The following is a 26,519-nucleotide window of genomic DNA, read 5'->3' as shown; positions in this document are numbered from 1 at the left end:
TGTCCGTACCGGAGACCTCCAATGAAACGCATCATCCTGTTTATCGCCACCAACCTCGCCGTGATGCTGGTGCTGTCCATCGTCCTTTCGCTGCTGGGCATCGGCCGTCCGGGATCGGGCAATACGCTGCAATTGGGCAGTTTGCTGGCGTTTTCGCTGGTGGTCGGCTTTACCGGCGCGATCTTCTCGCTGCTGATCAGCAAACCGATGGCCAAGTGGTCGACCGGCGCCCGCGTGATCGCCACGCCGTCGTCGTCGACCGAGCTGTGGCTGGTCAACACCGTCAAGGCGCTGTCCGAGCGCGCCGGCATAGCCATGCCGGAAGTGGCGGTCTACGATGGCGAGGCGAACGCCTTCGCCACCGGTGCGTTCAAGAATTCGGCGCTGGTGGCCGTCTCCACCGGCCTGCTGGAAAACATGAACCGCGATGAAGTGGAGGCCGTGCTGGGCCACGAAGTCGCCCACATCGCCAACGGCGACATGGTGACCATGACCTTGATCCAGGGCGTGGTGAACACCTTCGTGGTGTTCCTGGCGCGCGTGGTCGGCTTCTTCGTCGACAACATGCTGCTGAAAAATAACGACAGTGAACGCCGCGGCCCCGGCATCGGCTATATGGTGACGGTGTTCGTCTGCGAAATCATCTTCGGCCTGGCCGCCTCGCTGATCGTGGCCTGGTTCTCGCGCCAGCGCGAATTCCGCGCCGACGCCGGTTCCGCCAAGCTGCTGGGCAGCAGCGTGCCGATGCAGCACGCGCTGGCGCGCCTGAACGGCATGGAGCCGGGCGCCTTGCCGCAGTCGATCGCGGCGGCCGGCATCACGGCCGGTAGTGGCTGGACGGCATTGTTTTCTACCCATCCACCGTTTGAGCAGCGTATTGCCGCCCTGCGTAGCGTACAATCCTAACCGTTAATAACAGCGGCCGGCAGCATGCCCCGGCAGCGGCCATATGAGTCAATTTTTCCAGGTTCACCCCGTCAATCCGCAGCCGCGCCTGATCAAACAGGCGGCGCAGATTGTGCACGACGGCGGCATCGTCGCCGTGCCGACGGATTCCTGTTACGCGCTGGTTTGCCATCTGGACGACAAGGCGGCCGTCGAACGACTGCGGCGCATCCGCGGCATCGACGAAAAGCACCACCTGACCCTGCTGTGCCGCGACCTGAGCGAGATCGGCGTCTACGCGCGGGTCGACAACCGCCAGTTCCGCCTGCTCAAGGCGGCCACGCCGGGTCCGTTCACCTTCATCCTGGAAGCGACCAAGTGCGTGCCGCGCCGGCTCAGCCATCCGTCGCGCAAGACCATCGGCCTGCGGGTGCCGGAAGACGCCATCGTCCACGCCTTGCTGGAAGAATTGCAGCAGCCTCTGCTGGGCACGACCCTGATCATGCCGGGCGAGACCGATGCGCTGAACGACGCCGACACCATCTGCGAGCGGCTCGGCAAGCAGATCGAGCTGATCATCGACGGCGGCGCCTGCAGCCTGGAGCCGACCACGGTGATCGACCTCAGCGGGACGGGCGCCGAGCTGGTGCGTCAGGGCAGGGGCGACGCGGCCATGTTTGGCCTGTAAGCCAGGCCTAAGCCTGGGCTGTCATTGTCAGGCTTTCAATTGGGCACGTGCGCCGGCCCTTGACGGCGCAGCAAGAGCACCCCGTAGCCTCTGGTAAAATTCCCCACATGAACGAAACCGACAGTATTATCCAGACCATCGCGGTCTACCTGATCCCTGTTCTTTTTGCAATTTCCCTGCATGAAGCCGCACACGGATACGTCGCCCGCTACTTTGGCGACCCCACCGCCGCCAATGAAGGCCGGCTGAGCCTCAATCCGCTGCGCCACATCGACCCCTTCGGCACGGTGATCCTGCCGCTGATCCTCAGCCTGCTGCACCTGCCCGCGCTCGGCTACGCCAAGCCGGTGCCGGTCGACTACGGCCGCCTGCGCAATCCGAAAAAGCAGATGGCGCTGGTGGCGGCGGCCGGCCCGGCGGCCAACTTCCTCATGGGCCTGGGCTGGATGGCGCTGTGGGTGGTGTTGACCTACGCGCTGAGCGTGCAGCAGGACGATTTCTTCATCGAGATGAGCAAGGCCGGCATCGGCGTCAATTCTGCCATGTGCATCTTCAATCTGATTCCCTTGCCGCCGCTCGATGGCGGCCGCATCGTCACCGGCATCCTGCCGTTGCCGCTGGCCCGCAAATACGCGCAAATCGAGCGTTATGGCATGTATGTGTTCATCGGTCTGATCCTGATGATGCAGTTCGGTATGCTGACCGGTTTCCTGATCGGCGGCATGCACATCTTGCAGAGCATTTTCCACGTGCTGTTGTACCCCCTTATTTTCCTTCTTAGCTGAGCCTGACTATGTATCCCGATCGTGTTGTATCCGGCATGCGCCCCACCGGCGCCATGCACCTGGGCCATTACCACGGCGCCTTGAAGAACTGGATCAAGATGCAGTCCGAGCTGCCGTGCCTGTTCTTCGTGGCCGACTGGCACGCGCTGACCACGCATTACGACGATCCCTCCGTCATCGAGCGCAGTACCTGGGAGATGCTGGTCGACTGGCTGGCTGCCGGCGTCGATCCGTCGCAGGCCACGCTGTTCATCCAGTCGCGGGTGCCGGAGCACGCCGAGCTGCACCTGCTGCTGTCGATGGCTACGCCGCTGGGCTGGCTGGAGCGCGTGCCGACCTACAAGGACCAGATCGAGAACCTGTCCAGCAAGGACCTGGCCACCTACGGCTTCCTCGGCTACCCGCTGCTGCAGGCGGCCGACGTGCTGATCTACCGCGCCAGCCAGGTGCCGGTGGGCGACGACCAGGTGCCGCATATCGAGATGATGCGCGAAATTGCGCGACGTTTTAATCACTTGTACGGCAAGGAAAAAGGCTTCGAAGAGAAGGCGCAAGAGGCCGTCAAGAAGCTGGGCAGCAAGCGCGCCAAGCTCTACAACGAACTGCGCACCGAATTCCAGCAGGACGGCAAGGACGAGGCGCTGGAGCAGGCCAAGGCCATGCTGGACGACGCCCAGAGCCTGTCGATGGGTGACCGCGAACGCCTGTTCGGCTACCTGGAAGGCAGCCGCAAGCTGATCCTGGTCGAGCCGCAGGCCCGCCTGACGGTCGCCTCGCGCCTGCCGGGACTGGACGGCCGCAAGATGTCCAAGAGCTACGGCAACGCCATCGCGCTGCGCGAAGACAAAGCCTCGGTGGAAAAGAAGATACGCACCATGCCGACCGACCCGGCGCGCGTGCGCCGCACCGACGCCGGCGATCCGGCCCGCTGCCCGGTCTGGCAGTTCCACCAGGTGTATTCCAACAACGATACCCAGGAATGGGTGGTAAAAGGATGTAAATCCGCCGGCATCGGCTGCATCGAATGCAAGCAGCCGGTGATCGACGCCATCGTCAAGGAACAGGAGCCCATGCACGAGCGCGCCCAGCAGTACCTGGACGATCCGTCGCTGGTGCGCGCCATCGTCGCCGACGGCAACGACGCGGCCCGCAAGCTGGCGCTGGAAACCATGCGCGACGTGCGCGAAGCGATGGGGCTGGCCTACACATGAGTGACCTGACTTCTCCTTGGGTGCGGCGTTACGCACCGCTGATACCGGGCGGCGCAGTGCTGGACCTCGCCTGCGGCAGCGGCCGCCACTCGCGCCACCTGGCTGCGCTGGGGCACGCCGTGGTGGCGGTGGACCGCGATGCCGAGGCGCTGGCCGCCGCGGCCGGACCGGAAATCATCACCAGCGCCATCGATCTGGAAGAGGCTGGCGCGGTCTGGCCTTTCGGCCCGGATCGATTTGCCGGCATCGTGGTCACAAACTACCTGCATCGTCCGCTAATGGCCGACATGCTGACCAGCCTGGCGCCCAACGGCGTGCTGATTTACGAGACCTTCGCGGACGGCAATGCGCAGTTCGGCAAACCCTCGAATCCCGCCTTTTTGCTGCAAGCCGGCGAACTGCTGGAATGGGCGCGCACCCATGGTTTGCGGGTGGTGGCCTTCGAGGACGGCGTCATCGATACGCCAAAAGCTGCCATGGTGCAACGTCTATGCGCCGTGAAGCCTGATTTCCCGCGCGTGGCGGCGCTTTTGCCACCATTTTGATGGCCGATATGTCACCCGGAATGCACCATATTCGCGGCCTATCGTCTACAATCGTTGTTTTAATACTTTATGCAGTGGTTACCTATGATTAAGGGCAGCATAGTAGCAATCGTCACCCCGATGAACGCAGACGGCAGTCTGGACTTCGAGGGTCTGAATCAGCTGATCGACTGGCACATCGCCGAAGGTACGGACAGCATCGTGATCGCCGGTACGACCGGCGAATCGGCCACCGTGAGCGTGGATGAGCACTGCGCGCTGATCAAGGCGACCGTCGCCCACGCCAAGGGCCGCATTCCGATCATCGCCGGCGCCGGCGCCAACTCGACCGCCGAGGCGATCAAGCTGACCCGTTTCGCCAAGGAAGCCGGTGCGGACGCCACGCTGCAAGTGGTTCCCTACTACAACCGTCCCACCCAGGAAGGCATGTACCAGCACTTCAAGGCCATCGCTGAAGCGGTGGACCTGCCGGTGATCCTGTACAACGTGCCGGGCCGTACCGTTGCCGACATGAGCAACGAGACCATCCTGCGCCTGGCGCAAATCCCGAACATCGTCGGCGTGAAAGACGCGACCGGCAATATCGGCCGCGGCTACGACCTGCTGCGCCTGGCGCCTAAATCGTTCGCCGTGTATTCCGGCGACGATCCGACCGCGATGGCCCTGATGCTGGCCGGCGGCGCCGGCAACATCTCCGTCACCGCCAACGTCGCCCCGCGCGACATGGCCGACATGTGCGAAGCGGCGATCGCCGGCAACCTCGCCAAGGCCGTGGAGCTGAACAATAAAATGTTCCCGCTGCACCAGAAACTGTTCATCGAGCCGAATCCGGTGCCGGTCAAATGGGCGCTGGCGGAAATGGGCAAAATGCCAGCCGGCATCCGTCTGCCGCTGGTGCCGCTGGCGGCCGAATGCCACGAAGCGGTACGCGCGGCCCTGCGAGAAGCCGGCGTACTGTAAAAACCTTAGCAACAAGCCCCGACTTCGGTTCGGATCATCCCTGATTTGCTGCTTTTCAGCTTCTTAAACAGTAACGACATGACTATTCGCAAGACAGCTTCTATTTCCTCGCAGCGCGCCGTCGTAGTTGGCGCATTGATGGCCAGTTTGACCGGTTGCGGCATGATCAGCTCCGTAGTCGGTAATGATAAAGTGGATTACAAGTCCGCCAAGAAGGCCAGCACGCTGGACGTGCCGCCGGATCTGACGCAATTGCAGAAAGATAACCGCTACTCGCTGCCGGACTCGAACAACGGTGTCGCCACCGCTTCCGGCTACAACGCTTCCAAGGGCATCGTCAGCGGTCCTGCCGCCATCATGCCGGGCACGCCTGCCGCCGGCACCGTGGTGCCGACCAGCATCAACGATATCAAGGTCGAGCGCGACGGCAACCAGCGCTGGCTGGTCATCAAGCAGACGCCTGAGCAACTGTGGCCGCAACTGAAGCAGTTCTGGGAAGATTCGGGTTTCGTGCTGGCCAAGGAAAACGCCACCGCCGGCACCATGGAAACCGAATGGAATGAAAACCGCGCGAAGATCCCGCAAGATTTCATCCGCAACACCATCGGCAAGGTGTTCGACTCGGTGTATTCGAGCGGCGAGCGCGACAAGTTCCGCACCCGCATCGAGCGCCGCGCCGACGGCGCCAGCGAGATCTACGTCAGCCACCGCGGCGCCCAGGAAGTCGTCACCGGCGCCCAGAAGGAATCGACCACCTGGACTCCGCGTCCCAACGATCCGGGCCTGGAAGCTGAATTCCTGGCGCGTCTGATGACCAAGCTGGGCAACGGCTCGGAAGTGGCGCAAGCCAAGACCGCCGTCGATACCGCCATTGTGCAACCGCAGCATGCGTCGCTGGTGGGCGCTGGCGCCGACCGCGCCGTGCAGGTGGATGAGGGCTTCGACCGCGCCTGGCGCCGTGTCGGCCTGGCGCTGGACCGCGCCGGCTTCACCGTGGAAGACCGCGACCGTACCCAGGGCACTTACTTCGTGCGTTACGTCGACGATGCGACCGAAACCAAGGGTTTCTTCGGCAAGCTGTTCAGCTGGGGTTCGGCGTCGGAAGCCGATAAGGAAGCGCAGCGCTATCGTATTTCGGTGAAAGCCGGCGCGGGTAACAGCAGCACCGTTACCGTGTTGAGCAATGCCGGTAAAGTGGAAGCCACGCCAGTTGCCGATAAGATCCTGACGCTGCTGCACGAGCAATTGAAGTAAAGCGTTTCACAAAATAGAAAACCGGCTATTAGCCGGTTTTTTTATGCCTATACAAAGTTTCAGGCGAAAAAAAACCCCGCTGGCACTGAACGCGATCTTGAGCGCGTTCAGGCTAACGGGGTTTTTTCCGCAAGCTGATTACTTCGAAGCAGCAGGAGCAGCAGCAGCCGAAGCGGCTGGAGCAGCAGCAGCGTCCGAAGCAGCAGGAGCAGCAGCAGCAGGAGCAGCAGCGTCAGCAGCTGGTGCTGGTGCTGGAGCAGCAGCTGGAGCAGCGGCTTCTGGAGCAGCTACTGGAGCTGGAGCAGCAGGAGCTTCTTCTTTTTTCGAGCAAGCAGCCAGAGCAACAGCCAGCAGGGAAACGATCAGCAGGGATTTTTTCATGGGGTTTTCCTTAATTAATTCAAAATTAAACACAATTGTTGCGATTAATAATTACCGGTAATTATCGCTCATTAGGTCGTCTTCGAAGGCTTTCGTAACCTGAAATGGTGCCTGCCAGACAACGGAAACTTCCTAACCGAATATTATAGCGATTTTTAGTGCGTCGCAATAGGACAAACAGCCGTAAGCACAACTATTTTGCGATATCGCAACATTTCGGTTTCGACTCTACTTTAGCAGAATCCGCACCAAATACCAGCGTTCGCATCGAACTCCGGCATTTTACCTTGAACTGACTCATAATCCAGTTGAGTTTGCGAACAAACCGGGCGTAGATTCTAACCAAATCGTAATAAAACGGTCGCTACTGGTTTGGGTATCTTCCGGCCCGTCAAAAACTGCTTCGCCACGGAAATGATCTGCGTGAAAACGGCGCACGATATCGCGATCGTCGGCGATGCAGAATGAATCCGTCAGCTGGCGCAGTTGCTGGCTGCTGCGGCGCACCTCGACCAGGTGGCCGTAGTCCTTGATCAGGCGCAGGAAGCGGGGCGCGTCGCGCTCGACGGCGTGGCCATCGTGCGCCACCAACTGCAAATGCCCGCCGGCCCTGAGGAAATGGCGCAGCAGGGTGTCGGTGGCGCTGCTGCCCAGCTCCCAGATGGCGAAATCCGGGTCGAACATGGTCAGCTTGTGTTCGGCACGGGTGATGCAGCGGGACACGTGCTGGAGAAACTCCGCCTTCGTGGTGAATGGAAAACTCTGCCGTTCCATGCTGCCTCCCTTTGCCAGTGTTTAGCCCAACTCGATCCAACCGTCCGTGTACCAGGTGTACAGCGCGTCCATGACGTCGTCCGATGCCTGGCCCAGCGCCGCGCCGTCCAGCGCGCGGGTGTTGGCCAGCAGTTCCAGCGTGACCTTGTCGGCCCGGCTGACGCCGAATGATTCGCCGTTGATGAACACATGCTTGCCGCGGTACAGCATTTGCGTCTTGCGCGAGAGCAGCAGGCCCTTTTTCGCCGCGGTGTCGGCGAACTTGCCGACCGTCAGTGGCTTGGCCGGGCCGGTGAAGAACACATTGTGCTTGGGCTCGGACATGTATTCGCCCAGGAAGATGGTGATGTCTTCCTCGGTGAAGCGAACCTTGTTCATTTCCTCGACGATCGTGCTCAGCATGTGGCGCGGGATTTCCGCCGGCTTGGCGGTCGCTTCCAGGTCCGGATCGGCGTAGATGCCCGGCAGGTCGATCGAATCGGCCATGAACTGCAGGAAGCCTTCGCCCAGCTCCTGGTAGGACGGCGCGCGGAAGCCGATCGAATAGGTCTGGCAGTCGCCGATGGCGATGCCGTCGTGCGCGTAGTGCGGCGGCAGGTACAGCATGTCGCCCGGATTGAGCACGAACTCCTCGTTCGGCTTGAAATTGGCCAGGATCTTCAGCGGCAAGCCTTCGACCAGGGTCAGGTCCTTCTGCGGGCCGATGCTCCAGCGGCGTTGGCCCTGCGCTTGCAGCAGGAACACGTCGTAGGAATCGAAGTGCGGGCCGACGCCGCCGCCGTCGGTGGCGAAGCTGACCATCAGGTCATCCAGGCGGGCGTCGGGAATGAAGCGGAACTGGCGCAGCAGCGCGTCGGCCTTGGCGTCGAACAGGTTGACGCCCTGGACCAGCATGGTCCATTCCTTCTGGTCCATCGGCGGCAGGCTTTCCAGCGGGCCGTGCTGCATATTCCACTGGCCGTCGACATTGGTCACCAGGCGCGATTCCGCGTGGTTGGTCGTGGCCAGCTTGGTCAGCGCCTCCATGTTCAGCAAGGGCTTGAAGCCGGGGATGGCGTTACGGATCAGCAGGGGCTTCTTGTGCCAGTAGTCGCGCAGGAACTGCGCCGGCGTGATGTCGCCGAGGAGAGGTAATTTTTTCATGCGCTCATTATAACCATGGCGGCGCCGATTGTCGGGCTGGCGGCGGTCGGCGCGGCGATCCAAGGTATAATTCCGGGGCTTATATACAGAAAGGAATTACAAAATGAAGATTGCCAAGAACACGGTCGTGACTGTGAATTACAAGCTGTCCGATGCCCAGGACAATCTGATCGAAGACGGTCGCCAGCCTATGGTCTACCTGCACGGTGGCTACGAGAACACCCTGCCAAAAATTGAAGAAGAGTTGGACGGCAAGGAAGTCGGTTATTCCTCCATCATCCAGATCGAACCGGACGATGCGTTCGGCGACTACGACGCAGCGCTGGTCAAGGTCGAGCCGCGCAGCCGCCTGCCGGAACCGCTGGAAGTGGGCATGCAGTTCGAAGGCATGCCGGATGGCGACGATGGCGAAGAAGCGATGATCTTCACCGTCACCGAAATCGCTGACGACAAAGTGGTCCTGGACGGCAATCACCCGCTGGCCGGCATGGCGCTGCGTTTCGCGCTGAGCGTAGCCGACGTGCGTGAAGCCTCGGAAGAAGAAATCGCCCACGGCCACGTGCACGGCGCCCACGGCCACCACCACGGTGACGAGGACGACGAAGGCGAAGAGGGCGACCACGTCGCCATCCACCCGATCCACTAAGCAGTGTAAGTTACGGCGTCGTCTCGGCGCTGCCGCCCTTGAGCGTGAACAGGGCGGCGGTGCCGGGTGCGACGCGCACCTCGGCCCATTCCGCGGCCAGGCTCATATGCCCCACATTGCCGCGCCAGACGATGGACGGCTCGGTGCCGGCGCCGCCCTGGGTATCGACCAGCAGCACCTTCCCTTTGAATTTTTCCGCCATCGCCCGTATCTGCCGGCGCGGTTCGGCGAAGCCATCCTGTTTCGATTGAAAACTCGGCAGCAGCGAGAAGCCTTGCTCCGCCTGCACGCCGACATCGCCGTCCGAGAACAGCACCAGGCCGTGCATCTTCTGCCGCTCGGCCAGCGTGAACAGGCGGTGCAGCCAGGCGCGGTTGGCCACCAGCCGGTCTTCATACTCGCTGTTGCGCCCAGCCTCGGCGCGGAAGTGGTTGTTATTGGCCGGTAGATTGATGGTGGCGAACAGCACCTTGCCGTATTCCCAGTGCGCGTTCTCGGCGTAGCTGCGGAACTTGGCGCTGGACGACAAGCGTGTCAGCGGCAGGCGGCGTTCGCCCAGCGATTCGCCGTCGGCGTAGAACAATTCGCGCAGGCGGTTCAGGCGTTCGATGGCGTTCGAGCGGCCGATGGAATTGACGCAGCCGCTCCAGTCGCTGCCGGCCAGCGAGACGATCATCGGCGGCGCCGCTTCGCTCAGCAGCGCGCGGCGCTGGGCATACAGCTTGTCGCTGCAAGGCTCGGTGCTGGACTTGATGCCGGTGGCGACGATGAAGGCGGGCGCGGTCTGCGTGACGTCGGCGATGGCGCGCTTGAGCACCGATTCATCCGGGCCGCTCTTGAACGAGTGGCCGATCACGCCGAACTGGAAGCCGCGCATGGCCGGCTGCGCGGCCCCCGCATGGCTCGCTGCCAGCGCCAGGCCGGCCGCCATCACGCCCACGGCAGCGCTCACGCGCCGCAGCAGCGCTCCAGTCGTGGCGGGGCGGACGCGCCGCGGCATCATGCCTGCGCCGTCTCCGTCAGGCGCTTGAGCTGGTACAGGCGTTCCAGCGCTTCGCGCGGGGTCAGCGCGTCGGGATCGAGATCGTCGAGCGCATCGAGCAGCTCGCGCATCGCCGGGCTGGCGGCCGCGGGCGCGCCGTGCGCCGGCGCATCGAGTTCCTCGTCGTCGGCGTCGGTGGTCGGCGCGGCGAACAGGTCCAGCTGCGGCGTGGCGTCCAGCGCCTGCGCTTCCAGGCGCGCCAGGTGCTTGCGCGCGGCCTTGATCACCGGCTGCGGCACGCCGGCCAGCTGCGCCACCTGCAGGCCGTAGCTCTGCGACGCCGGGCCGTCCTGCACCGCGTGCAGGAACACGATGCTGTCCTTGTGCTCGACCGCCGACAGGTGCACGTTGGCCGCCGTCGGATGGTTGTCCGGCAGTTGCGTCAGTTCGAAGTAGTGGGTGGCGAACAGCGAGAAGCTGCGGCTGGTGTCGATCAGGTGGCGAGCGATCGCCCACGCCAGCGCCAGGCCGTCGAAGGTCGAGGTGCCGCGGCCCACTTCATCCATCAGCACCAGCGAGTGCTCGGTGGCGCCGTTCAGGATCGCCGCCGATTCGGTCATCTCCACCATGAAGGTCGAGCGGCCGCCGGCCAGGTCGTCGGTGGCGCCGATGCGGGTGAAGATGCGGTCGATCGGGCCGATGGTGGCGCTGGTGGCCGGCACGTAGCTGCCCACGTAGGCCAGCAGCGTGATCAGCGCCACCTGGCGCATGAAGGTCGATTTACCGCCCATGTTGGGACCGGTGATCAGCAGCAGGCGGCGCTCTTCGACGAAGCGGCAGTCGTTGGCGATGAAGCGTTCGATCTGGTTCTCCACCACCGGATGGCGGCCCTCGGCGATGTTGATGCACGGCGTGTCCACCAGCTGCGGTGCGCACCAGTTGTGGCGCAGCGCGTGGCCGGTCAGCGAGGTCAGGGCGTCGAGCTGCGCCAGCGCCTTCGAGATCGTCTGCAGGCAGCCGATGAACGGCGCCAGGTCGGCCAGCAGCTGGTCGTACAGCATCTTCTCGCGCGCCAGCGCCTTGTCCTGCGCCGACAGGGCCTTGTCCTCGAAGGCCTTCAGTTCCGGCGTGATGTAACGCTCGGCGTTCTTCAAGGTCTGACGGCGGCGGTAGTCGTCCGGCACCTTGGTGGTCTGGCCGTGCGTGACTTCGATGTAGAAGCCGTGCACCTTGTTGTACTCCACGCGCAGGTTGGCGATGCCGGTGCGGGCCCGTTCGCGCGTCTCCAGGTCGACCAGGAACTGGCCGGCGTTTTCGGACAGCGCCCGCAGTTCATCGAGCTCTGCGTCGAAGCCGCGCGCGAACACGCCGCCGTCGCGCACCATCGCCGCCGGTTCCAAGGCCACCGCGCGTTGCAGCAGGTCGAGGCAGGCTTCGGGCGTGGCCATGTCGGCGTGGATCGCGGCCAGCAGGCCGTCGTTGTCGGTCAGCGCGCGCTGCATCGCATGGCGCAGCGCCGGCAGTTGCTGCACGCCGTCGCGCAGGCTGGCCAGGTCGCGCGGACGCGCCGACAGCAGCGCGATGCGGGTGGTGATGCGTTCGATGTCCGGCACCTGCGCCAGCGTGTGCGACAGCGTGCCGGTGGCGTCGGCCTGGCCCAGCGCGGCGATGGCCTGGTGGCGCGAACGGGCGATGGCCTGGTCGCGGCGCGCGTGGTGCAGCCAGTGGCGCAGCAGGCGCGAACCCATCGCGGTGCGGCAGTGGTCCAGCAGCGAGAACAGGGTAGGGGATTCCTGGCCGCGGATGGTCTCGGTCAGTTCCAGGTTGCGGCGGGTGGCGGCGTCGAGGCCGATGAATTCGTTCTCGGTTTCGGTGGTCAGCGTGCGCACGTGCTGCAGGCCGCGTCCCTGCGTCGACTGGGCGTAGCGCAGCAGCGCGCCGGCCGCGCCGAACGCCGCGCCCAGGCCGTCGGCGCCGAAGCCGGTCAGCGTCGCCACGCTCAGTTGGTCGAGCAGCGCCTTGTGGCCGCCGACGACGTCGAAGTGCCAGTCCGGCACGCGGCTGGTGTGGAAACTGAGGTGGCAGCTCATCGTTTCGTCGAACAGGTCGGCGTTATCGCCGCGCAGCACCTCGGCCGGCGCGATGCGTTCGAGCTCCTGCTGCATGCGGGCGGTGACGGTGCGGCTGTCGCCGGAGAACTCCATCAGCTTCAACGCGCCGCTGGCCAGCGACAGCCAAGCCAGGCCGGCGGTGGCGACCTTGCGCTGGCTGATGATGCACATCGCCAGCAGCGGACGTTCGGCCTTTTCCGGCAGCAGGTCGGCGTCGGTCAGCGTGCCTGGCGTGACCACCCGCATCACCTTGCGTTCGACCGGTCCCTTGCTGGTGGCCGGGTCGCCGATCTGTTCGCAGATCGCGCACGACTCGCCGATCTTGACCAGCTTGGCCAGATAGCCTTCGAGCGAATGGAAAGGCACGCCGCACATCTTGATCGGCTGGCCGCCCGAGCTGCCGCGCGCGGTCAGCGTGATACCCAACACGCGCGCCGCTTTTTCCGCGTCCGAGTGGAACAGTTCATAGAAGTCGCCCATGCGGTAGAACACCAGCATGTCCGGGTATTCGGCCTTGATGCTCAGGTACTGCTGCATCATCGGAGTGACTTTTTCGGTGGGGCTGTTCTTGACGGCGGCGGCGTTGATTTCGGTCGGGACGGTGGTCATTGGTTCTTTTTCGGCGATGCGTGAGTCTGGTTTTGCAGGGGCGAAAACGGCCCCGGCGCGTAACCCATCATTCTACCGCTTTCGGACGCGCCCTTCCTAAAGAACCGTGACGGCTGCACCGTCGGGAAGGCGCCGTAAAGCTGCTTTAATAATAACATTTACTAAATGAATAATTTTTATTGCAATTGTTTCGCCTGCGTAATAGTATAGGTGGTTGCTTATTTATCAATTCATGTAACTGGAGCGCGCCGCGCAGGCGTCCTTTTTTTATGCCCAATACCAAACTGTCACTGATCACGCTCGCCGGCCTCGCAGTCGGCGCCGGCCTATGGCTGCGGCCGGGCGATGCGCCGGTTCCCGCTGCTGCGGTGGCGGTCGCGGCGCCAGCCCCGGCGCCGGCCGCGCAGGACATCCGCCCGCGGTCCCAGGGCGCGGCCGGCCTTGTCCGCTCGCCGTTCGGCAGGGAGGCTCCGCCGGCGCAGCCCGATGCGGCCGTGCGTGGCGAGGCGCGCCGCTTGCGCATGCAGGCGGGCGGCTATGGCACGCCGGCCGAGTATTACCGCATGGATTTGAAGACTTTGGTCGCCAAGGCTGGCCTGGGCGACATCAACGCCATGCTGCAATTGGCCGAGCAATATGAAAGCGAAAGCGACGCCCTGGTCGACGATCCGGCCTTTGAGGCGCGCAGCAATCCGCACCAGCTTGGGCGGCGCTATTTCGAGGAGGCCGCGTTGGCCGGGCGCGACCGGGTGGTGGCGGTCATCGCGGAAAAATATCAAGCCGACGGCAGGCCGCTGGAGGCCTATACCTGGGACCTGCTGGCCGAAAAGCTGGGCGTCCCCACGCCGCCGGGCCTGCGCCAGCAAGCCGGCGCCGCACTCAGTGCGCAACAGCGCGCCTTGGCCGAGGCCAAGCTCAACGACCTGACGATGCGGATCGAAAAGCGTCAGGGCCACGACAAATAGCGTCGGATGTCCCGACTTCTTTCACCTGTCGTCGCAACACCTCGCGTGTCGCGATGTTTATCAAACCATGGGGATCTCCCCATAACCATTAGGGAAGCAAGCATGAAGAGTTCAATGAAATTAGCCTGCGGCGCGCTGTTGCTGCTTAGCGCTTTCAGTATCCAGGCCAAGGAGATCGGCGCCGGCCAGTCCTTGCGGGTGGGGCAGACCATCGAGTCGGATGATGGCAAGTATTTTCTGATACAACAGGGCGACGGCAACCTCGTGGTCTACCGCAAAGCCGACATGAAGCCGATATGGGCGGCCTATGCCAATGGCGAACAGGCGCTGATTCAGACCGATGGCAACTTCGTCCAATACCGCGGCGAGACCATCCCCGCGAACGCTGTATGGAGCTCCGGCACCGGTGGTGGCGCCTTCAGCCGCAACTACCGCCTCGGCGTGAGCAATTACGGCAACGCCTATGTCATGGACGCGAGAGGGTATATACGCTGGACCTCCAACGCCGACAGTCAAACTACCGCCCCGATCAGAACTTGCGTGAACCCTTATCCGATGCCGGGCTTCCCGACCTACTTCAGCCCCAGCTTCATTCCGCTGTGCTTCAAACCCGGCCAGCCGGACCAGAGCCAGACGGTAGCGCTGTCCTGCAACAACAATGAGTCGAAAGCCATCGCCAGTTACTACGGCGCCAGCCTCGGCCCTTGCCCGACCTGGCCATAAGCCACCCCGGGTCGCCGGACCGCCAGGCGCCCTGAGTTTCAAGGGCGCGCCTTGGAATCCGCCTGTTCCTTACGACGCGCGCTGTTGCGCGTCAGGCGGCTCCGTGTGCAGCAACGCCCGCTGGCTGCCGCGCAGCAGGAACACGCCGTACAGGCAAAGCGGCAGCACCGCCAGCACGGCGGCGAACGGCAGCACCGATCCCTCGCCGGTCTTCGCCGCCGTCAGCGCCGATGTCACCAACGCAAAGTCCCACAGGCCGTGCACCACCACCATCGGCCACACCGAGCGCGTGCGCAGGCGGATGGCCGCATAGCCGACGCCCTGCAGCGAGGCCGCGACCGCTTGCCAGAGCGCGCTGCAGAAGTCACCGGTCGCCAATCCATTGAGCGTGTGCACCACGCCGAACAGCAACGACGAGATCAACACGGCCGGCCAGATCGCATGCCGGTCAAGCAGGCTTTGCAGCAGCACCGACCGGAACATCAGTTCTTCCGACACCGCGACCAGCGCCGTATTGCAGCCGACGATCAGCAGCACCTGCGATGGCGGCCAGCCGCCCGCCCACGCCACCAGCAGCATCAGCAGCGCATAGAGCAGCGGCGGCCAGACCAGCCACAGCGATTTCCACGATTCGGGCGCGCGCAGGCCGGCGGCGCGGCGTTCGGTCGACGCCAGCGCCACCACCACGGAAAACAAGACCGCCAGCACCCAGGCCGGACCGATGGCAGCGGCCACCGCATCAAACAGCGATAGCTGCCGGCCGCCGCTGAGCAGCCGGCCGACCCCCAGGGTCAGGCCCAGCCACACCGTCAGTGCGACGAGCGCCAAGGGCAAAGTAATGCGGACTCTTTTCATGTGCCTGGTTCGTGTTTTGTCTAAAGCAATAATACATGAATGCAATTTTGACGGCGGTCAAACGAAAGCCCTGCCAATCTCCCGCCTTCGCTTTCCCGCGTCTTGACTAACAGATAAATGGAAACTGTGTATTAAAGACAACGGTCCTGATGGGTGTTTGCGTCCGAAACGCCTGCGTTTCCGGTGCCCCGTAAAAAAATGTTGGAACAGCTGTTGTGACGAAAAATGAATTAAGCAATACTTAAGTTGAAACTTTTGCATGTCTTGTTCGCAACACATGAATGTTTCACTGGGCATATTTTCCTTTAAATTAAGGGTATAGCAGGCATGAAAATTTCAGTGAATCCGTCACCGTCCCCCCGCCTCAAAAAGGCCGGGGCAACGCTGCGTCCTACCGCCGGACGCATGTTATTCGCCTTCATGGCCCTGGGCTGGACCATCTCCAGCTCCGCCGCCGTCATCGCCAAGGATGGACCGACCGCCAGCCAGCCGACCGGCGACTTCTGGCAGGACGTGGGCGCCGCCAACGGCAGAACCACACAGTCCGCCAGCACCACCGGCCCGCGCCGCTTCCACGCCGCCAGCCTGAATCGCCAAGGCCTCAAGCAACTGGCCCAGTCGGCGCCGCTGGAGCGCAGCGACGCCGCCGCCGTCAGCCCGCTGATCATTTCCCTGCCGCACCCGGACGGCGGCTACCAGCGCTTCGCCATCGTCGACTCGCCGATCATGGAAGCCGGCCTGGCCGCCAAGCACCCCGAAATCAAGACCTACGCCGGCAAAGGCATCGACGATCCGAACGCCAGCCTGCGCATGGACATCACCCCGCTGGGCCTGCACGCCTCGGTGCGCACGCCGGCCGGCGCCTGGTATGTCGACCCGCAAACCGCGCTGGACGACAGCGTCTACAACAGCTATCACAGCCGCGACCTGACCAACCGCCACGGCGCGCTGCGCGAGGCGCCGCTGACCGAGGCGCAGATCGCCTTGTCGCAAGGCTTCTACCATGCCGACGACCAGGTCGAAGTGCGCGGCGCCGGCTTCACGCCGGGCGCTTCGGTCACCGTGTCGGTGCGCAACGAAGGCGACAGCGGCACGCGCCAGAGCCTGGTCGTCACCGCCGATGCGGAAGGGGTGATCAACACCTCGCTGGTGGCCGATCCGTCGCGCAACACCGGCGCCTTTGAAGTCAGCGCCACCGACGGCAAGTCGACCAGCACCGTGGCCTACCACGTGGTGGACGACCTGTCCGTGGCCGGCCCGGTTTCCGGCAACCAGCTGCGCACCTACCGCCTGGCGCTGGTCACCGATCCGTCCTACGCCAGCTATTTCGGCGGCCCGGCCAACGTGACGGCGGCCAAGGTCACGCTGATCAACCGCGTCACCCAGGTGTATGAAGACGAGACCGCGATCCGCCTGATGTTGATCAACAATACCGACGCCCTGAACCTGGACACGCCGGCGCTGATGACCGGCGCCAACGGTCCCTGCGGCGCCAACGCCTGCTTCACAGCGTCCCAATCGGACAGCTGCGGCGGCGGTACGCTGTCGCGCAACCGCGTCGTCGCCGGCCTGCTGGCGGGCGCCGGCAACTTCGACGTCGGCCATATCGCGCTCGGCCTCAACGGCGGCGGCATCGCCAGCCTGGGCGTGGTCGGCGGCAGCGCCAAGGCCCAGGGCTGCACCGGCATTCCCACCCCGGTCGGCGACTTCTACGCGGTCGACTACGTGGCGCATGAAATGGGCCACCAGTTCTCCGGCAACCACACCTTCAACGGCGTGATCAGCAATTGCTCGGGCGGCAACCGCAACGCCGGCACCTCGGTGGAACCGGGCAGCGGCTCGTCGATCATGGCCTACGCCGGCATTTGCGGCACCGACGATTTGCAGACCCACAGCGACGCCTATTGGTCGCAGCGCAGCTTCGATGAAATCGTCGCCTACACCTCGGGCGCGGAAACCAACGCCAACGAAGTGCAGATGCTGGCGCTGACCAATTTCGGCGGCACCCAGCAATTCAAGCTGCGCTACAACGGCAACGACTCGGCGCCTATCGTCCGCGGCAGCAACTTCAACGTCGGCGGCATCAAGAACGCGATCGAAGGCATCGCCGGCTGGCCTGCTGGCGCCACCGTCAACGTCAGTTCGGTCAGCGACAACGCCGTCACGCTGACCTTCACCGGCGCACTGGCCGGCACCAAGGTCGCGCCACTCCAGCTGGTCAATTGCAGCGGCGGTTGCAGTGGCTATGTCGGCGAGATCGTCGCCGGCGGCCCGACCACCCGCCGCGGCGCGCTGTCGTTCACCGGCAATACCACGCCGGTGGTGACGGCGCCAACCGGCTACACGATCCCGGTGCGCACGCCGTTCGCGCTGACCGGCAGCGCCACCGACGGCGAAGGCGATACGCTGACCTACATGTGGGAACAGAACGACCGCGCCAACGGCAACGGCACCGGCTTGATCAGCAACGTCAAGACCAATGGCCCGCTGTTCCGCCAGTTCGGCGTGCGCGCCGTGGTCAGCAACGACGACGCCATCAAGTACGGTTCGCCGGGTGAGAACCAGGTCAGCACCAATCCGACCCGCGTGTTCCCCGACCTGTCGCAGATCCTGGCCAACAACACCAACGCCGAAACCGGCGCCTGCCCGGTCGCCGCGGCGACGCCGACCCCGGCCGACATCGAGTGCTACTCGGAGTTCCTGCCGACGGCCGACTACGTGGGCTACAGCGCCAACGCCAATCCGGCCGCGCTGAACTTCCGCCTGACCGCGCGTGACGGCCGTGGCGGCGTCGGCAACGCCAGCACCAAGCTGGTGCTGGCGCCCAACGCCGGCCCCTTCCTGGTGACGTCGCCGAACACCGCGCTGTCGCTCGATGGCGGCTCGACCCAGACCGTGACCTGGAGCGTGGCCAACACCGACGTCGCGCCGGTCAACACCGCCAACGTGAAGATCGCGCTGTCCACCGACGGCGGCAACACCTACCCGTACACCCTGGCGGCCAGCACGGCCAACAACGGCAGCAAGGTCGTTACGCTGCCGCTGGTGGCCAGCAGCACCGCGCGCATCAAGGTGGAAGCCATCGACAACATCTTCTTCGATGTGTCGAACGCCAACTTCACGATCCGCCTGGTGGGCGATGTCAACGGTGACGGCGCCGTCAACTGCGACGACCTGGCGCTCATCAAGGCTGCGCTGGGCAAACGCACGGGCCAGGCCGGCTACGACGCGCGCGCCGACCTGAACAAGGATGGCGTGGTCGATGCCCGCGACCTGGTCGCCGAGTCGCAACGCATCGCAGGCGGTTGCCGCCTGTAAGCCGCCACACACTAGCGGCGCCGCCGCCGGCCCACGGCCGGCGCGGCGCCGATGCAGAAATCTCAGCCTGATGGGCAAAGGAAAATGAATATGTTGAGTTTGAATAAATGGAAATTCCAGGCCGGCGCCGCGCTGCTGGCCGCCGCTTTCGCCGCACCGTCGGCCTACGCGGCCGATCCGGTGCTGAGCATCGTCGCCACGCCATCGAGCGGCGTGGTGGGCTCGACCATCGAGCTGGACATCCGCATCGCCGGCGTGACCGATCTGTATGGCTACAACTTCTCGCTGGCGTTCAATCCGGCCTATCTGCAGGCGAGCGGCGCCGGCGAGGGCGGCTTCCTGGGTTCCGACGGCGGCGCCACCGGCTTCGGCGTGGCCGATCTGTCCGGCACGCCGGGGCAGGTGGGCTATGTGTACGGCTTCAAGTTCGGTCCGGTGCCCGGCGTCAGCGGCGGTGGCAGTCTGGCACACCTGAGTTTCAATGTCATCGGCGCCGGCACCAGCACGCTGAGCTTTGTCGACGCGGTGTTCCAGAATTCCCAGCCGGTCGACATCTCGCCGCAGCTGGGCACGCTGACGCTGGTGACGACCGCCGTGCCGGAACCGCAAACCTACCTGATGCTGGGCGTTGGCCTGGTCGGCCTGGCGGCGCTGCGCCGTCGTAAAGCCGGCTAATGGCTTGGCGCGCTGCCGCCTCGCTGCGGCAGCGCTTCATACTTCTTCAGCAATTGCGGCAGGCGCTTGCGGCCTTTGCTGCCCAGCCAGTTCCACATCTCGTCCACGGCCGCGCCGTGCGCGCCATAGTAGTCCTTGTTGACCATCAACCACAGCGAGTGCGAACTCAGCGGCCGCTCCAGCCGCACCAGCTCCTTGCCGTGTTCGCGCGCCAGCAGTTCGTCCATATCGCCCGCCACATTCAGCGACATCGCCACGGCGTCGACGCGGTTGCGCTTGAGCTTGTCGAAATTGCGGCGGGCGTCGGCGGCGCCGTCGTCCACCCGCATGCCGGCCGCGCGCAGCTCGCCGGCGAACGACACGCCGTGCGACACGCCCACCCGGCGCCCGCGCAGGAAACCGTTCAGGTCGGCGGTGGCCGCCGCCCGGTCCGCCGCCCGCACGATGATCACCGTGGTGTGCTGCAGGCCGCGCGCCGGATCGGGCCGGCCCTGGCCGTCGAGCGGATAGACCACCGACGGCAGCCCGGTGGGCGGCGTGGCCAGCGCGGTGGCGTCGATCTGGCCGGCGTTCACCGCCAGCAGCAGGCGCGCGGTCGGCAGGCGCACCAGTTCGGTTTTGCAGCCGGCCTGGGCCGCCATTTCGTTCAGCAGTTCCACGGTGGCGCCGGGCGCCGCCGGCACGCTGTCGGCGCCGAGGAAATAGGGCGGCGCGTTCTGCGAGGTGTAGCCGATGTGCAGCACGCAGGCCTGGGCGCCTGCGGCCAGCGTCAGCAGCAGGAAGGCGAGGGCGGAGGGTCGCATCAAATTCATAAATTGTGAATGATTGATTGATGTCCAGCGTATTGATGATCTTAAGTGTGAAACATATAGTGACTGCACCAACCCGCCACTCAGGAGCCTAACATGAACACCAGCACCAAGATGATCCGCCGCAGCCTGGCCGCCGCCACCCTCGTACTGAGCACCGGCCTGGCCGCCGCGGCCGCCGCGCCGATCGACGTCAAGGTCGACGGGTTTGCCGACCAATACGCGCAAGTGAACGGCGTCCGGCTGCACTACAAGATCGGCGGCCACGGCAGCCCGGTCGTGCTGCTGCACGGCTATGGCCAGACCGGCCACATGTGGACGCCGGCCATGGCCGAACTGGTCAAGCACCACACCGTCATCGTCCCCGACCTGCGCGGCGCCGGCGGCTCGGAAAAGCCGGCCGGCGGCTACGACAAGAAAACCATGGCGGTCGATATCCATGAACTGGTCAAGGGCGTCAGCAGCGAGCCGGCCGCCGTGGTCGGCCACGACATCGGCCTGATGGTGGCCTACGGCTACGCCGCCCAGTTCCCGGCCGACACCAGTAAGCTGGTGCTGATGGACGCCTTCATTCCGGGCGTCGGCGACTGGCGCAATGCCTTCCCGGCCAAGGCCGTGTGGCACTTCCACTTCTACGGCGAAACGCCGCTGGCGCTGGTGCAGGGCCGCGAACGCATCTACTTCGAACACTTCTGGAACGACTTCTCGGCCGACAAGACCAAGTCGGTGAAAGAAGCGGACCGCAAGTTGTACACGGCGGCCTATGCGCAGCCGGGCGGCATGCGCGCCGGCTTCGCCTACTTCAGCGATTTCGAACGCGACGCCGCCGACTTCGGCCCGCTGTCGCAGACCAAGCTGAGCATGCCGGTGCTGACCCTGGCCGGCCAGTACTCGGCCGGCGAATTCCTCGGCAAGCAGGTCGGCACGGTGGCCACCAATGTGAAGAGCGTCATCGTCCAGGGCTCGGGCCACTGGCTGATCGACGAGGCGCCCGGGCAAGTGGTGCCGGCGCTGGTGGAGTTCATTGATTTGTAATCCGTTTGTAATGCCGGCGTCATGTCCGGGTCAGGGGGCGGTTTCTATACTGGGTTTTTAACCCGAGAGGAAACCGCACCATGATCAAACCTACCCTTCTTGCCGTCGCAGCGATGCTGACGGCACCAGTCGCACTGTCCGCGCCGTCGGTCCACAACGTCGTGCTGGTGCACGGCGCCTACGCCGACGGCTCCTGCTGGAACGACGTTATCGCCCGCCTGCAAAAGGCCGGCATGCATGTCACGTCGGTGCAGAATCCCCTGACCTCGCTGACCGACGACGCCGAAGCCACGCGCCGCGTGCTGGCCTTGCAGGATGGCCCGACGATCCTGGTCGGCCACTCGTGGGCCGGCACTGTCATCAGCGAGACCGGCAACGATCCGAAAGTGGCGGCGCTGGTCTACCTGGCCGCGCGCGCGCCGGACGTGGGCGAGGACTACGGCGCACTGGCCGCCAAATTCCCGGCGCCACCGGCGGCGGCCGGCCTGGTGAAGTCGCCCGACGGCTACGCCCAACTGAGCGAACAGGCTTTTGTGCGCGACTTCGCCGGCGATCTCGATCCGGCCAGGGCGCGCGTGCTGTACGCATCGCAGGGCCGGATCTCGCAAACGCTGTTCGCCGCGCGCACCACGCAGGCGGCGTGGAAGTACAAACCAAGCTACTACGTGGTGTCGCAGGATGACCGCACCACCTCGCCGGAGCTGGAGCGTTTTGTCGCCAAACGCATGGGCGCGAAGACCATCGAACTGGCGTCCAGCCATGTGTCGATGATCTCGCACCCGGACGAGATTGCAAACCTCATCCTTGAAGCGGCCAAATAACTACAGCGCGCTGACCAGCACCGCAGTGCTGGCGCCGGCCTCCGTCACGGACAGACGGTCGGCGCGCACGGCCGCATCGCTGGTCGCTTGCATACGCACCGGACCTATCATCGTGCCGTTGGCCATGCCGGCATCGTTGGTGCGGAAGCTGCCCAGCGGAGCGGCCGGACTGCCGACGGTAACGTTATAAACCGTATTCGGCTTTAGCTTGTACAGGAACACCTCCATCGCATCGACCACGCCCAGGTTGCGCACCACCGCGAAGCCCTTGCCTTCGCCGGCGATGGCTTTGAATGGGATGTTGTGCGCATCCTGGTTCACGCGCGGCACCAGGTTGGCGCGGTCGTCCGCCGACGGCGCCACCTTCGACAAATACACCAAAGCCTGCGGCGCCTGCCCGCCCGGCATGGTGGCGACGATCTGGTTGCTGGCGCTGTCGATCACCTGCACGCCATCGCCGTTTTCCAGGCCGACGTAGAGGCGGCTGCTGTCGTCCGAGGCCCAGATCCCGTGCGGCAACGCGCCGGTGGCGATGGCCGCCAGCAGTTTTGGCTCCTTGCCGGTGCTGAAGACCTTGACCACGTTCTCGCCGCCTATCGTCACGTAGGCACGCACTTCGCCGCCGACGGTGGCGAAGGCCAGGTGGTTGGTGATGAAGCCGGTGTCGATCACGCCCGTCACTTCCAGCGTTTTGGTGCTGACGCGCGTGACCTTGCCGGCGTCCTTGTGCGTCATCCACATCTCGCCATGGTCCGGCGTGAATTGCAGGAAGGGCGAGAACGGACTGGCCACGCCGATGCGCTTGATGACGGCGTGCGTGGCGACATCGATCACGTCGACCTTCGGCGTGAAGCTGGAGACCACGAAGGCCAGCTTGCCATCCGGGTGGAACAGCACCATGCCGGGTCCGAGGTCGGTCTGGATGCGGCGGGTTTCCTGGTAAGTGGACGGGTCGATGACGGAGATGTAGTCCTCGCCGCGCACCACCACCCAGACCTCCTTGCCGTCGGCGCTGAAGAAGCCCTCGTGCGGCGAGCGTCCCACGTAGGTCTTGCCCTTGACCTTGTTGGTCGCGGTGTCGATGAAGGTGACCGAGTTGGAGCCGTTGGCAATGGCGATCAGCGTCTTGTGGTCCGGCGAAAAGCCCAGGCCATGCACATTGATCTCGCCGCGATACAGCGGCGACAGCACGTCCGGGCGCGCGTTGCCCAGCTTGATCTGGCCCAGCAGCTTATTACTGGCGGGACTGAACACGGAAATCGTGTTGGTGTTCTGGTCCGCCGTATAGACGCGGTCCAGCGCCGACGGCGCAGCGAAGGCGGATGCCGACAGCAGCGTGGTGATCGCCAAAGCGATGGTCTTCATTGTTTCTCCTTGTTGGTGTGGCGTTGCAGCCAGGCCTGCATCACCTTGATCTCGTTCTGCTGCTCGGCGATGATGCCGAGCGCCAGATTGCGCAGCTCGGGGTCCTGGGTGTAGAGCAGCAGGGCCTTGGCCATGTCGACCGCGCCCTGGTGGTGCGGGATCATCATGGTGACAAAGTCATGCTCGCTGACGCCGTTCATCGGCGCCTGCTTCATGCCGGCGTCCATCACCGCCATCGCGTCGTCCATCAGGGCGTCGAAGGACTTGGCGGTGCTGGCGACAAATGCCGGCGGCGCGGCGGCGCCGTCACCGCCGTGCTGATGTCCATGCTGATGCTCCTGGGCGCCGGCATGCAGCGCCGCCAGCGCCAGGACGCAGGCGGCGACCGTACGCATGGCCTTAGCCACGGTACAGCGGGTTGGGGGCGACATACACCGTCACCTTGTGGTCCACGCTGCCGGCCGGCGCGATGTTCGACAGATCGAAAGCGGCGCCGTCGTGCAGCGTGTCAAAATGCCAGGTGAAGCTGGCGCCGTTGGACTGGAATTCCACGGTGTCGCCGTTGTTGACGTTGATCCACGGCGTGCTGGCGGTGATGATCACGTGGCGCTCGGCGTTGGCCGGGGCGACGGCGGTGCCGTATTCATTGGCGCCGGCTACTGCGGTGGCAAGGGTCAGGACGGCTGCTGCGGTGATGCGGAAAGTATTGAACATGGTGTGCTCCTTGAGTGGTTATCCGGGATATCGATGCGTTTGTCGTATCGATGGAGCCAGTCTAGAGAGGCGCCGCTGACGGCAGCATGACGTGCAAATGACAGATTTGTAATCCAACCGCCTCTGCAAAAGGCCGACAATGCCGCATCTGGAGAACATCATGAAGATACTGGTTGTAGAGGACGAGCCCAAGGCGGGCGCCTATCTGGTCAAGGGCTTGCAGGAATCGGGCTACGTGGCCGACCTGGCACGCAACGGCGTCGACGGCCTGGCGCTGGCGCTGGAGCACGACTACGACCTGATCGTGCTGGACGTGATGCTGCCGCAGATGGACGGCTGGGCGGTGCTGGCCAGGCTGCGCGAACGCAAGCAGACGCCGGTGCTGTTCCTGACCGCGCGCGACGAGGTGGCCGACCGCGTCAAGGGCCTGGAGCTGGGCGCCGACGACTACCTGGTCAAACCCTTCGCCTTCGCCGAACTGCTGGCCCGCATCAAGACACTGATGCGGCGCGGCCCGGTGCGCGAGATGGAGCTGATCCGCATCGCCGACCTGGAGATCGATGTGCTGCGCCGCCGCGTCACGCGCCACGGCGACCGCATCGAACTCACCGCCAAGGAATTCGCGCTGCTGCACCTGCTGGCCAAGCGCCAGGGCGAGGTGCTGTCGCGTACCCAGATCGCGTCGATGGTGTGGGACATGAACTTCGATTCCGACACCAATGTGGTCGACGTGGCGATCCGCCGCCTGCGCGCCAAGGTCGACGATCTTTACGCCGACAAACTGGTGCAAACGGTGCGCGGCATGGGCTATTTGCTGGAAGTGCGCTCGTGAGGTGGGGCCGGCGCCCGCTGTCGCTGACCTTGCGGGTGGCGCTGTTGTTGTCGGCGGTCGCGGTGACCACCTTCCTGGCGGCCGGCGCCTACCTGTACACGACGCTGGCGCGGCAAATGGCCGGTCGCGACGACGTGGAACTGATCAACAAGGTGTCGCAGATCCGGCGCATCATCGCCGGCCTGCCGTCGCCGCAGTCGATCGCGCAGGACCAGCGGCCGCTGATGGAAACCCTGTCCGGCCACGACTTCATGCTGCGCGTGAACGGGCCCGATGGCGCGGCGTTGCTGCAATCGGCGCCCACCTCGCGGCCGTTGCCGCGCGTCGACAGCGTGCCGGTCCAGCGCGCGCTGACACTGGCCGATATCCACGACTGGACACCGGAGGCCGGCGTCGGCCGCATGGTCAGCGCTGCGGGGCGGATGGGCGGCGGCGAGACGGTGCGCATCACGCTGGCGCGCGAGCGCTCCGACCGCCTCAAGATCCTGCGCGGCTACACCGTCGACCTGCTGGTGGCGCTGTGCGGCGGCGCGCTGCTGGCCATCCTGCTCGGCTACGTCATCGTGCACCACAGCATGCGCCGGCTGCGCAGCGTGATCGCCAAGGCCAACGACATCAACGCCAACCGCCTCAACACCCGGCTGTCGGTGGGCGACGCGCCGGTGGAGCTGCGCGAGATGGGCGAGGCCTTCAACGCCATGCTGGACCGGCTGGAGGACGGCGTGCAGCGCCTGTCCGGCTTCGCCGCCGACCTGGCGCACGACCTGCGCACGCCGGTCAACACGCTGATGGTGGAAACCCAGGTGGCGCTGGCGCGGCCGCGCACGGCGGAGGAATACCAGGCGCTGCTGGCCTCCAACTCGGAGGAATACGAGCGGCTGGCGCGCATGATCGAGAACACGCTGTTCCTGGCGCGGGTGGACAACGCCCAGCTGGCCGTGCAGCGCGAGCCGCTGGACCTGCGCGCCGAGCTGCTGCGCATCCACGACTATTTCGAGATCCTGGCCGACGACGTCGGCGTGCGGCTGGAAGTGGAGGCGCTGCCCATCGAAGCGCGACTCGATCCGGTGCTGCTGCAGCGCGCGGTCGGCAACCTGGTGTCGAATGCGCTGCGCTACACGCCGGCCGGCGGCGCGATCCGGTTGACGGCGCGGCGAGGCGGGCAGGGTATCGAGCTGGCGGTCGCCAACACCGGTCCCGGCATCGCGCCGGAACACTTGCCGCATATTTTCAACCGTTACTACCGCGCAGACGCCGCCCGCTCCGGACAGGCCCACTCGGCCGGGCTGGGCCTGTCCATCGTGCGCGCCATCATGGCCTTGCATGGCGGCAGCGTCCGGGTCGAGAGCGCGGAGGGCGCCAACACCACGTTTTTCCTGCTGTTTAAATAATTTTAAAAAAATCTAAAAATATTTGTCGATTTGACGCGTGCT

General features: G+C 64.7%; 26 protein-coding genes. 16 read left to right on the top strand and 10 right to left on the bottom strand.

What is annotated here, in order from left to right; all coding sequences use genetic code 11:
- Positions 1–21 precede the first annotated feature (21 nt).
- The 7 genes from htpX to bamC all read left to right on the top strand — a co-directional run bounded on the left by htpX (position 22) and on the right by bamC (position 6,328).
- Positions 22–906 carry a protease HtpX gene (gene htpX / locus KVP70_RS09390; protein ID WP_217941911.1) on the top strand — a complete coding sequence of 295 codons (885 nt, stop codon included), beginning with the start codon at positions 22–24 and terminating at the stop codon, positions 904–906.
- Positions 907–949: 43 nt separating this feature from the next.
- Complete coding sequence (locus KVP70_RS09385; RefSeq protein ID WP_217941910.1) at positions 950–1,573, top strand: L-threonylcarbamoyladenylate synthase; 624 nt, start codon at positions 950–952, stop codon at positions 1,571–1,573.
- 107 nt (positions 1,574–1,680) lie between these two features.
- Positions 1,681–2,358 carry a site-2 protease family protein gene (locus KVP70_RS09380; RefSeq protein WP_217941909.1) on the top strand — a complete coding sequence of 226 codons (678 nt, stop codon included), beginning with the start codon at positions 1,681–1,683 and terminating at the stop codon, positions 2,356–2,358.
- 8 nt (positions 2,359–2,366) lie between these two features.
- The gene (locus KVP70_RS09375) at positions 2,367–3,569 is read left to right on the top strand and encodes a tryptophan--tRNA ligase (RefSeq protein ID WP_217941908.1); all 1,203 of its coding nucleotides are present in this window, start codon (positions 2,367–2,369) and stop codon (positions 3,567–3,569) included.
- Entirely contained in the window at positions 3,566–4,114 is a 549-nt protein-coding gene (locus KVP70_RS09370; RefSeq protein WP_217941907.1) for a class I SAM-dependent methyltransferase, read from the top strand. Before KVP70_RS09375 ends, KVP70_RS09370 begins: the two co-directional genes overlap by 4 nt.
- 84 nt (positions 4,115–4,198) lie before the next feature.
- Complete coding sequence (gene dapA, locus KVP70_RS09365; protein WP_217941906.1) at positions 4,199–5,074, top strand: 4-hydroxy-tetrahydrodipicolinate synthase; 876 nt, start codon at positions 4,199–4,201, stop codon at positions 5,072–5,074.
- A 138-nt stretch (positions 5,075–5,212) separates the two neighbouring features.
- Positions 5,213–6,328 (top strand): NlpB/DapX family lipoprotein, encoded by a 1,116-nt coding sequence (bamC, locus tag KVP70_RS09360; protein WP_217941905.1) that lies wholly within the window; start codon positions 5,213–5,215, stop codon positions 6,326–6,328.
- A gap of 138 nt (positions 6,329–6,466) precedes the next feature.
- Here the strand turns inward: bamC and KVP70_RS35635 are convergent, their stop codons facing one another.
- From KVP70_RS35635 to KVP70_RS09345, 3 genes are all read right to left on the bottom strand, one after another.
- Complete coding sequence (locus KVP70_RS35635) at positions 6,467–6,709, bottom strand: hypothetical protein (protein WP_116990225.1); 243 nt, start codon at positions 6,707–6,709, stop codon at positions 6,467–6,469.
- Between the two features lie 297 nt (positions 6,710–7,006).
- A complete protein-coding gene (locus KVP70_RS09350; RefSeq protein ID WP_217941903.1) occupies positions 7,007–7,483 on the bottom strand; it encodes a DUF7931 domain-containing protein in 477 nt (158 codons plus the stop codon).
- A gap of 21 nt (positions 7,484–7,504) precedes the next feature.
- Entirely contained in the window at positions 7,505–8,626 is a 1,122-nt protein-coding gene (locus KVP70_RS09345; RefSeq protein ID WP_217941902.1) for a ribosomal protein uL16 3-hydroxylase, read from the bottom strand.
- Positions 8,627–8,729: 103 nt separating this feature from the next.
- Between KVP70_RS09345 and KVP70_RS09340 the strand changes: the two genes are divergently transcribed.
- Positions 8,730–9,272, top strand: coding sequence for an FKBP-type peptidyl-prolyl cis-trans isomerase (locus KVP70_RS09340; RefSeq protein WP_217941901.1), 543 nt, complete (start codon positions 8,730–8,732; stop codon positions 9,270–9,272).
- 10 nt (positions 9,273–9,282) lie between these two features.
- Here KVP70_RS09340 and KVP70_RS09335 read toward each other — a convergent pair whose 3' ends face one another.
- Both KVP70_RS09335 and mutS read right to left on the bottom strand, forming a co-directional pair.
- A complete protein-coding gene (locus KVP70_RS09335) occupies positions 9,283–10,275 on the bottom strand; it encodes a hypothetical protein (protein ID WP_229224710.1) in 993 nt (330 codons plus the stop codon).
- Positions 10,272–12,974: a DNA mismatch repair protein MutS gene (mutS, locus tag KVP70_RS09330; protein WP_217941900.1), complete on the bottom strand. Its 2,703-nt coding sequence runs from the start codon at positions 12,972–12,974 to the stop codon at positions 10,272–10,274. Before mutS ends, KVP70_RS09335 begins: the two co-directional genes overlap by 4 nt.
- A gap of 269 nt (positions 12,975–13,243) precedes the next feature.
- On the opposite strand from mutS, the gene KVP70_RS09325 reads away from it, so the two are divergent.
- Together KVP70_RS09325 and KVP70_RS09320 are read left to right on the top strand one after the other, a co-directional pair.
- The gene (locus KVP70_RS09325) at positions 13,244–13,939 is read left to right on the top strand and encodes a hypothetical protein (RefSeq protein ID WP_217941899.1); all 696 of its coding nucleotides are present in this window, start codon (positions 13,244–13,246) and stop codon (positions 13,937–13,939) included.
- A gap of 114 nt (positions 13,940–14,053) precedes the next feature.
- The gene (locus KVP70_RS09320) at positions 14,054–14,662 is read left to right on the top strand and encodes a hypothetical protein (protein WP_217941898.1); all 609 of its coding nucleotides are present in this window, start codon (positions 14,054–14,056) and stop codon (positions 14,660–14,662) included.
- A 69-nt stretch (positions 14,663–14,731) separates the two neighbouring features.
- Here the strand turns inward: KVP70_RS09320 and KVP70_RS09315 are convergent, their stop codons facing one another.
- The gene (locus KVP70_RS09315; protein ID WP_217941897.1) at positions 14,732–15,517 is read right to left on the bottom strand and encodes a CPBP family intramembrane glutamic endopeptidase; all 786 of its coding nucleotides are present in this window, start codon (positions 15,515–15,517) and stop codon (positions 14,732–14,734) included.
- A gap of 405 nt (positions 15,518–15,922) precedes the next feature.
- On the opposite strand from KVP70_RS09315, the gene KVP70_RS09310 reads away from it, so the two are divergent.
- Together KVP70_RS09310 and KVP70_RS09305 are read left to right on the top strand one after the other, a co-directional pair.
- Positions 15,923–18,835, top strand: a complete 2,913-nt coding sequence (locus tag KVP70_RS09310) for a reprolysin-like metallopeptidase (RefSeq protein ID WP_217941896.1) — start codon at positions 15,923–15,925, stop codon at positions 18,833–18,835.
- Positions 18,836–18,925: 90 nt separating this feature from the next.
- On the top strand, positions 18,926–19,510 hold the full coding sequence (locus tag KVP70_RS09305) for a PEP-CTERM sorting domain-containing protein (protein WP_217941895.1): 585 nt from the start codon (positions 18,926–18,928) through the stop codon (positions 19,508–19,510).
- On the opposite strand, the gene KVP70_RS09300 is transcribed toward KVP70_RS09305, so the two are convergent.
- Positions 19,507–20,313, bottom strand: coding sequence for a substrate-binding periplasmic protein (locus tag KVP70_RS09300; RefSeq protein WP_217941894.1), 807 nt, complete (start codon positions 20,311–20,313; stop codon positions 19,507–19,509). The genes KVP70_RS09305 and KVP70_RS09300 overlap by 4 nt on opposite strands.
- Positions 20,314–20,415: 102 nt before the next feature.
- On the opposite strand from KVP70_RS09300, the gene KVP70_RS09295 reads away from it, so the two are divergent.
- Positions 20,416–21,354 carry an alpha/beta fold hydrolase gene (locus KVP70_RS09295; RefSeq protein ID WP_217941893.1) on the top strand — a complete coding sequence of 313 codons (939 nt, stop codon included), beginning with the start codon at positions 20,416–20,418 and terminating at the stop codon, positions 21,352–21,354.
- 80 nt (positions 21,355–21,434) lie between these two features.
- Positions 21,435–22,175 (top strand): alpha/beta fold hydrolase, encoded by a 741-nt coding sequence (locus tag KVP70_RS09290; RefSeq protein WP_217941892.1) that lies wholly within the window; start codon positions 21,435–21,437, stop codon positions 22,173–22,175.
- On the opposite strand, the gene KVP70_RS09285 is transcribed toward KVP70_RS09290, so the two are convergent.
- From KVP70_RS09285 to KVP70_RS09275, 3 genes are read right to left on the bottom strand one after another with little or no spacing between them, the layout of a single operon-like run.
- Positions 22,176–23,540, bottom strand: coding sequence for a YncE family protein (locus KVP70_RS09285; protein ID WP_217941891.1), 1,365 nt, complete (start codon positions 23,538–23,540; stop codon positions 22,176–22,178). It lies immediately after the preceding gene.
- A complete protein-coding gene (locus KVP70_RS09280; protein WP_217941890.1) occupies positions 23,537–23,971 on the bottom strand; it encodes a DUF305 domain-containing protein in 435 nt (144 codons plus the stop codon). The genes KVP70_RS09285 and KVP70_RS09280 overlap by 4 nt, the downstream gene beginning before the upstream one ends.
- Positions 23,940–24,254 carry a CzcE family metal-binding protein gene (locus KVP70_RS09275; protein ID WP_217941889.1) on the bottom strand — a complete coding sequence of 105 codons (315 nt, stop codon included), beginning with the start codon at positions 24,252–24,254 and terminating at the stop codon, positions 23,940–23,942. The genes KVP70_RS09280 and KVP70_RS09275 overlap by 32 nt, the downstream gene beginning before the upstream one ends.
- A gap of 160 nt (positions 24,255–24,414) precedes the next feature.
- On the opposite strand from KVP70_RS09275, the gene KVP70_RS09270 reads away from it, so the two are divergent.
- Both KVP70_RS09270 and KVP70_RS09265 read left to right on the top strand, forming a co-directional pair.
- Positions 24,415–25,086 carry a heavy metal response regulator transcription factor gene (locus tag KVP70_RS09270; RefSeq protein ID WP_217941888.1) on the top strand — a complete coding sequence of 224 codons (672 nt, stop codon included), beginning with the start codon at positions 24,415–24,417 and terminating at the stop codon, positions 25,084–25,086.
- Positions 25,083–26,477 (top strand): heavy metal sensor histidine kinase, encoded by a 1,395-nt coding sequence (locus KVP70_RS09265; RefSeq protein ID WP_217941887.1) that lies wholly within the window; start codon positions 25,083–25,085, stop codon positions 26,475–26,477. The genes KVP70_RS09270 and KVP70_RS09265 overlap by 4 nt, the downstream gene beginning before the upstream one ends.
- Positions 26,478–26,519 lie beyond the last annotated feature (42 nt).

This window comes from Duganella violaceipulchra (genome assembly GCF_019166075.1).
GTDB classification, from domain to species: domain Bacteria; phylum Pseudomonadota; class Gammaproteobacteria; order Burkholderiales; family Burkholderiaceae_D; genus Rugamonas; species Rugamonas violaceipulchra.
Note: the sequence above shows the minus strand (reverse complement) of the source record. Positions and strands in the feature narration are given on the sequence as shown.